Source organism: Micromonospora sp. KC207 (assembly GCF_004348615.1).
Lineage (GTDB): Bacteria > Actinomycetota > Actinomycetes > Mycobacteriales > Micromonosporaceae > Micromonospora.
The window spans coordinates 1-7,533 of sequence record NZ_SMKJ01000315.1; the positions used below are offsets into that span (position 1 = coordinate 1).

At 73.6% G+C, this 7,533-nt stretch carries 7 protein-coding genes; all 7 read left to right on the forward strand.

Annotation, left to right across the window (positions count from 1 at the left end):
• The coding region (locus E1258_RS27695) for a PASTA domain-containing protein (RefSeq protein WP_132406297.1) at positions 1 to 557 on the forward strand (557 nt) is incomplete at its 5' end.
• Entirely contained in the window at positions 545 to 2,560 is a 2,016-nt protein-coding gene (locus E1258_RS27700; RefSeq protein WP_132406299.1) for a hypothetical protein, read from the forward strand. The genes E1258_RS27695 and E1258_RS27700, both read left to right, overlap by 13 nt.
• Before the next feature lie 78 nt (positions 2,561 to 2,638).
• Complete coding sequence (locus tag E1258_RS27705) at positions 2,639 to 3,394, forward strand: hypothetical protein (protein WP_132406301.1); 756 nt, start codon at positions 2,639 to 2,641, stop codon at positions 3,392 to 3,394.
• Positions 3,391 to 4,740, forward strand: a complete 1,350-nt coding sequence (locus E1258_RS27710; RefSeq protein ID WP_132406303.1) for a DUF4407 domain-containing protein — start codon at positions 3,391 to 3,393, stop codon at positions 4,738 to 4,740. Before E1258_RS27705 ends, E1258_RS27710 begins: the two co-directional genes overlap by 4 nt.
• Positions 4,737 to 5,459, forward strand: a complete 723-nt coding sequence (locus E1258_RS27715) for a VWA domain-containing protein (protein ID WP_132406305.1) — start codon at positions 4,737 to 4,739, stop codon at positions 5,457 to 5,459. The genes E1258_RS27710 and E1258_RS27715 overlap by 4 nt, the downstream gene beginning before the upstream one ends.
• Entirely contained in the window at positions 5,452 to 6,732 is a 1,281-nt protein-coding gene (locus E1258_RS27720) for a protein phosphatase 2C domain-containing protein (protein ID WP_132406307.1), read from the forward strand. The genes E1258_RS27715 and E1258_RS27720 overlap by 8 nt, the downstream gene beginning before the upstream one ends.
• The coding region (locus E1258_RS27725; protein ID WP_207919755.1) for a hypothetical protein at positions 6,725 to 7,533 on the forward strand (809 nt) is incomplete at its 3' end. The genes E1258_RS27720 and E1258_RS27725, both read left to right, overlap by 8 nt.

Sequence of the window (7,533 nt, forward strand, 5' to 3'; positions counted from 1 at the left end):
CCCCGGAGGTCACCCCCACCGGCTCGACCGGCCCGGCGGACGGGTCGGCGGCGCACGAGGCGACACCGGTCGTTCTGCCCGACGTGACCGGCGCGCGGCTCAGCGACGCCGAGGCGCGGCTTCGCGCCGCCGGTTTCCTCTCCGTACACGCCGTCGACGCCAGTGGGGCGGGCCGCTCCATCCTGGAGGAGAGGAACTGGCTGGTGACCCGGCAGCAGCCCGCAGCCGGTGCCACGGCGGCTCCCGGTGAGGCCGTCACCCTGACGGTCGCCCGGCCTACCGACCGCCAGCCCGGCCCGAAGGTGACCAGCGGCGTCGTGCCGGCCGTGGTGTGCCACGAACTCCAGGAGGCCCAGGACGCGTTGCGCGAGGCCGGGTTCTACCTGCTCCTGCCGAAGGACGGGCTCGGTCAGGGGCGCATTCCACTGGTCGACCGGAACTGGGTCGTCGTCGGCCAGTCCGCGGCCCCCGGCACCCGGCCCGAGGCCACCGAGAAGATCGAACTGACGGTGGTCAAGTTCGGCGAGCCGACGGGGAACTCTGGATGCCCGAGCTGACCGGGACCCCGACCTGGGCCCAGTGCCGGGCTGCGGCCGACGCGGTCCGCGCCGCCGAGCACGCCCGGGAGGCCGTCGCCGTGGTCCGGCCGCGTGGGCCGTTCGGCCTCATCCGCTCCCGGGGCCCGGTGCCCCTGCTGCTGTACGTCGCGGCGCGCGAGGGACGGCTGGTCTGGCGCGACCCCGAGTCGTTCGCGATGCTGCAACCGCCCGGCGACACCGCCCTGCCGGTGGCCGGCGGGCTCCGGCTCGCCCTGCTCCGGCGGCTGGTCCGGCACTGGGACACCGTGCTCTTCGCCGGCCCACTGGGGCTGCTGATGGTCCTGGCGGGCCTCGCCACCCTGCTGCTGGTCCGCACCGGTCACCCGACGTTCGGCGCGGTCGCGCTGCTCTGCGTCCTGCTCGCACTGCTGCTCATGTCGGTCCTGATGAGCTGCCTCGTCGGCTACATGCTCGGCTGGATCGTCCGGGAGTTCGGCCGGCCCGATCCGCCGGAGGACCAGCTGGCCGCCGAGCTGTTGCCCGGCCGGAACTGGACGATGGTGTTCTGCCACCACGACGACGGGCAGCCCCCGGAGCGGCTGCTGCGTCGCGTTCAGCAGCAGTTGACGGCCCTGCTGCGGGACGAGGCCGAGGCGCACGCCGAGCGCACCGGCGTCCGGCTGCCGATGATCGAAGTGACCGAGGCGCTGGTCTGCCTGCGGCACGGGGTGACCACCGACGCGATGCGGGCGGCGGTCGCCACCTGGTCCGGACAGGGCCGGATCTTCGGCGAGGACGGCGTGCTCAGCGTGCGAATGTCCGCGTACCAGGCGCCCCGGCAGCCGAACCGGATTTTCGACCGGGGCGGGTTCCTCTTCCTGTACCTGTTCGCCGTGGCCACGTACGTGGGGATCATGGCCCTGTTCGTGGCGGACTGGGAACGCGCCGCCTGCTCCGGCGCGTGCGAGCAGCACCCGGTCGACTACCCGTCGGCGCTGCGCTGGCTGTCCCAGCGGCTGCTGTTCACCGACCCCTTCGGCCTCGGCCCGTCCACCCAGCAGGCCTGGACCATCGGCTGGCTGACCAGCCTCATGTCGCTGATGGGTGTCTTCGTCGTCATCGCCGCCGTCCAGCGGTACGTCCGCTACCGCAACCACCAGATCGCGCGAACCTTGAGGAGACTGGCCATGCTCAACGACCAGACCCGCACCCTGATCATGGTGGCTACCAGCGCGGAGCGGGAGGCCGTGCTGACGGCGGTCCGCGAGGTCAACGGCGCGGAACCGGAGCGCATGTTCCTGCCGAACCAGGTGGTGCTGCGGCTCGGCGCGGTGAGCCGTACCCAGATCCTGCTGGCGCAGGTCGAGCCCGGCGCGGTCGGGCCTGGCTCGGCCGCCATCGGCGCCGCCGCCTTGATCAGCCAGATCAACCCGGACTTCCTGATCCTCGCCGGCATCTGCTACGGGCTGCGCCCCGGCGAGCACGAGTTCGGCGACGTCCTGGTCTGCACCCAGCTGCGGGCGATCGACCTGCACAAGGAGGCCGAGCCGCAGGGGTACCAGCCCGGCGAGCCGGCGCGCAGCGGCGCGGAGGCCGCCGCGAAGCTGGCCCGGTCCGCGGCGCCGGAGGGCCCCCGGCGGATCATCGACCGGGGTGACCACGTCACCCCGCCGCCCATGCTGCTCGGCCGGTTCCGGGACGCGCAGCAGAACTGGACGGGCGCGGCCGTCCACTTCGGACCGATGCTGTCGGCCAGCACGCTGGTCAGCGCCCGCTCGCTGCGCGACGAGCTCGCGTCCCGGCATCCCGACGCGATCGGCGGGGAGATGGAGGGCGCCGGCGTGTACGCCGCCGCCGCCCACGCCAAGGTCGACTGGATCGTCGTGAAGGCCATCTGCGACTGGGGCTTCGACAAGACCGACGAGTTCCACGAACTCGCCGCCCACAACGCGGCCCGCCTCGTCGTGACCGCCGCCGAGCTGGGCGGCCTCGACGAGGCGCCCCGGCGGGGCCAGCTCTGACAGCCGCATCGGCCGTTCGGAACGAGCCCAACCATCCCGGAACGCGCCGACCACCCCGGAACGAAAGGCCAGAGGTCGATGAGCCAGCACCACGACGACGTCCAGTCCCCGGCACGGCCCGGCACGGGGTATCCCGTCGTCGACTCGGCGGAACTGAACCCGGTGGAGCGTCGCCTGTTCCGGCGGGCCCGCCGGGAGCTGCGCGACATTCCCAAGCAGCCGCCGGGCACCGTGCTGGTGTTCCAGCACGGGGACACGTACGAGACGCTGCCCGACGGGGGCCTGCGGCTGGACGACGAGATCGTGGTCGACGCCGTCGCCGTGGCCGTCGTCTCGACCCGGCACACCCTGCGTGAGGCGGTCGCCTACCTGCCCACCGCCGACCCCCGCACCTGCGTGCTGCTACGGGCCCGGTTCCACTGCTGGGTCACCGACCCGCAGTTGGTGCTCGACGCGGGCTGCTGGGATATCGAACCCCTGCTCACCGATCACCTGGTCGCCGACCGGCGGCTGCGCTTCCTGGCCCAGGCCACGGACCCGCACACGGGGTGGGAGCACTTCCACCGCAACGCCATGGCGCGGATCTTCGCGTACCACGACGTACGCCCGATGATCGTGCCCGGCCTGCGGACCCAACTCGTCGACGTGGCGCTCGAACCGCAGCGCCTCGCGACGGTGCCCCGGGCCCGTACCACCGCCGTCACGACCACCGTGCCCCCCGACGGCGATGGCGGCGTCGAGGGAATGCCGGACGGCGGCGCGTTCGACGCCCCGCCGGCCGACGACGGCAGCCCGGCCTTCATGCCCGACAACTACACCTGGGGGAACAAGTGAGCGCACGGCCACGCGGCGGCACCGGACGGGTGCTGCGCACGCTCACCGGCGTCGACGAGGACCTGCTCGACACCGTGCCGACGGAGCGGTCCCGGTACACCGCGATGGGCGGGGTGGTGCTCGGTACCGCAGTCATGGCCATGTTCTCGATGACGGCGGCCCTGTACTTCGTCTTCGACGGTTTCCACCCGACGGTCCTGGTGTTCGTCCCGGTGTGGGGGGCGTTCATCCTCTGTCTGGACCGCTGGCTGATGGCCGGCACAGCCGAACCCCGGCCGGGCCGGCGGTTCCGCAAGCTGCTGCCCCGGCTGGTGCTCGCCGCCATCTTCGGCGTGATCATCGCCGAGCCGCTGCTGCTCGGGGTGTTCCACACCGCCATCGAGAAGGAGATCAACGACCAGCGGACCGCCGAGGTCACCGCGCACGAGAGCGAGCTGAAGCGGTGCAACCCGGTCCCGGGCACCCCGGAGTTCGACGGCCCGGAGGCGAAGGAGGACCGCTGCGCCGACCTGCGGCTCGGGGTCACGACCGACTCCGAGGCCAGGCAGCGCGAACTCGTCGACCTCCAGGAGCAGGCGAAAACCCTCAAGGCGGACACCGACGCGGACGACAAGGAGTACGCCCGGCTGGAGCGGCTCGCCCGGATGGAGTGCAACGGCACCGACAGCGACGAGACCACCGGCGACTTCGGCGTGGGGCCGAACTGCCGACGGCTGCGCGAGCAGGCCGCGCAGTACCGGCGCGACCAGCGGATGGACGCCAACCACCGGCGGCTCACCGCGCTCAACGCCGACATCGAGAACCTGACCCGCGAGGTCGCCGACCGGCGGGGCGACACGGCCCGGCTGATCAACGAGGGCATCGCGGAGAAGGCGGCGGAGTTCCGGGCCAACCAGAAGGGGATCGGCCTGCTCGAACGCCTCGGCGCGCTCGGCACCCTCGTCAAGCAGAACGGCTACATGCGGGCGGCCGAGTGGGCGCTGCGGCTGTTCTTCATCGCGGTGGACTCGCTGCCGGTGGTGGTCAAGTTCCTCTCCGGCGTCACCGCGTACGACCGGGTCGTCGCCGACCGGCTCGCCGGGCAGCGCCGGGCCCAGCGCGTGGTCGCCGAAACCGAACGCCGCCGCCTGGTCATCCAGGAGGAACTGGCCCGGTACCAGATGAACGCCGAACACGCCTCGGCCGTCACCAAGGTCGAGTTCGACGCCCGGATGCGCAACGTGGACGTGGAGATGCTCCGCGAGGAGGTGGTCGACGCGCGGGCCGAGTACCTGCTGCAGGACGCGCCGACGATGCCGTTGGCCATGCCGTCGGGTGACACCGATCCCGCCGGGGGATCCCGGTGAGCGTCGCCGTCTCCGAGCGCAAGACGTACCCCGTCTACATTCTGCTCGACGTGTCCGGCTCGATGCGCCGGAGCACGCCGGGTTCCCGTTCGCCGCAGGCGGCGTTCACCGAGATGATCCCGGATCTGATCATGTCGCTGTCGGACTCCCCGGCGCTGTCGAAGGCGGTCTGGATCAGCGTGATCGCCTTCGGTGACCGGCCGGAGCTGCTCTGCCCGATGACGTCGCTGGACGGCCCGGTGCTCGTCCGCAGCCCGCGGGACGGCCGGCAGACCGACTACGTGGCGGCGCTGCGGTTCCTCGGCGAGCGGATCGCCGAGGACAACCGGACTATCGAGGCGCACGGGGCGCGGCTGGGGCACCGGGTGAAGGTGGCCCGGCCGCTGGTCTTCTTCATCACCGACGGCGCCCCGTACGCGGAGGACCGCTACCAGATGCCGGCCGAGTGGATGCCGTACCGGGACCGGCTGGTCGCGCCGCCGGTCGAGGCGCGGATCGCCACCGTCGGGCTGCCCGACGCGCACCCGAGGACCCTCTGGGAGATCGCCACCGGCCGGCCCGACGGGCGGCGCAACGCGTTCTTGGCGAAACCCGGCGCGGCAGGGGACGGCCTGGCCCGCAGTGTCGTCGAGGTCGTCGAGCGCAGCATCACGCTCTCGGTCCGTGCCGGCGAGATGATCATGGATGAGCCGCACGGGATGCGACGGGTCAATGGCTGATCTGGTGGTCGTCACGACGGCCTTTCTCATCCTGGTGGGCGTCGCGCTGCTGGTCGCCGTTCTCCTGCGCCACCGCTCCGGCGTCGGCCCGACCTACCCCGGCAGCTGGGTGTGGTGGTGGGCGGCCGACCGGCTCGCCCGTATCCGCGACACCCGTCCCGCCCGCCGCGACGACGCCCCCGACGCATCGCCGCCGCACCAGGGCTCGGGCGCACCGCCGCCGCACGGCGGCATCCCCGGCACACCGCCGCCGCACGGCGGCATCCCCGGCACACCGCCGCCCTACGGAGGCGGCGCGTCCGGGGCGCACGGCACCGGCGGCGACGCCGTGCACTGGTCGGCCGGCGTCGACGCCGCCCCCTGGACGGCCGGCGGCGCTGTCGCCCCGCCCCGGCCTGTCGCCGAACGGCCGGCGGTGCGCCGACTGGTCGTGGAACCGCCCCGGGGCGGGCGGGAACCGGAACCTCGGCTGCCCGCCCGGGTGGTCGCCGGCGGCGGCTGGCACAGTTCGGTGTTCCACGGCTGGTGCGGCACGGCCGAAGGCCCCCGCCCGACGGCACGGCTGGTCGTCCGCGCCGCCACTTTGCGCGGTGCCACCCACGCTGGCCTCGGCACCGAGGGGCAGGACGCCATCGGCGCGGCCTGGGACGAGGGCCGTTCGGCGCTCTACCTCGCGGTGGCCGACGGGCTCGGCTCGCTGCCGCGTTCGGGTCGGGTGGCCGCCGAGGCGGTGACCGCCGCCCTGCACCTGTGCGTGAGCCGCCCCGAGGGGATCACGTTCGCCGGCAACGGCGACCGGCTCTTCGAGGCGATCGCCGACGGCATGGTGCGGTCCCTGCCCGAGGGGGTCCGGCTCGAAGGGGCGTGCACCCTCGTGGTGGCCGAGGTGCTACCCCGCTTCGACGGCGCCCAGGTCACCGTGCACGGCGTCGGCGACTCCGAGGCGTGGGCGCTGTACGCGGACCGGTGGGAGCCGGTGCACCACGAGCGTGGTGGGGCGGACAACGCCACCCGGGACGTACCGACCCACGTTCGGCCGTTCACCCACGCGTACGACCTGCCGCCCGGGGCCGCGCTGCTACTCGGCAGCGACGGGTTCGCGGGGGCCCTCGACACCACCGTCTCCCCGCTCGCCCGGCAGCTCGCCCGGGAGTGGCGGACCCCGCCGTCCTGGCTGGACTTCGTCAACCACGTCGGCTTCGTCGACGAGTACTGGGCCGACGACCGGTCTGCGGTCGCGGTGTGGATCGGCGAGGGGGCCGGCGATGAGTGAGGGGCCACCCGGCGGGATGGTGGTGGACGAGGCGCTGCTGGAGCGCCGCGACGCGCCCGGCGTCGTCATCCTCAGCGGCGGCAACGCCGTCCTCGACTGGCACCGCCACCGGGGGCACGACCAGCTCTACAAGCGCTTCCGGCCGGAGCACCGTGACCTGATCGACGAGGGGGCGCTGCTGCGGCTGATCCGCTGGCGGTGGGAGCTGCCCGCGCCGGACCGCGACCGGCTGGATCAGCTCGCCGCCTGGCCCCGGTACGCGGTGCGGGCCGGCGGCCGGCTCACTGGCGTGCTGGTCCCGCCCGCAGCCGACCGCTTCTTCACCCGCCGCCGGGACGGGCGGCTCACCCCGCGCCCCCTGCACGGGCTGCTCGGGGCGGCCGGTCGCCCCGGCGCCCCGACGGCGGTGCGGCTGGCCGTGCTGGGCCGGCTGATCCGGGCGGTCCGCTGGCTGCACGGCCGGGACGTGGTGGTGAACGACCTGCAACCGGAGAACGTGCTGTACACCCTTGACGGGCCGGGGCCCGCCGTGCACCTCGTCGACTGCGACTCGATGACGTCGGAACGGCACTGGGGCCGGGTAGCGCCGGTGACCGCGCCGGACCTGATGGCCGAGGTGGTGCCGGCGAATGTCGAGCCGACGGTCGCGACGGACCTGACGAAGCTGATGGCGGTCGTGGCCCTCACCGCCCGGGAGACCCTGACCTACGCGGCGCGGCTGCGCTCGGCACCCGACACCTCCGCCCGCGAGGTGGCCGACCGGGTCGGCGACGTGCTGGGACGGCTCGGGCTGGACCAGCC

Bases quoted from the DNA above. Each gene is read 5' to 3' on its own strand.
- E1258_RS27700 (WP_132406299.1), top strand. From the start codon at position 545: ATGCCCGAGCTGACCGGGACCCCGACCTGGGCCCAGTGCCGGGCTGCG.
- E1258_RS27720 (WP_132406307.1), top strand. From the start codon at position 5,452: ATGGCTGATCTGGTGGTCGTCACGACGGCCTTTCTCATCCTGGTGGGC.
- E1258_RS27705 (WP_132406301.1), top strand. From the start codon at position 2,639: ATGAGCCAGCACCACGACGACGTCCAGTCCCCGGCACGGCCCGGCACG.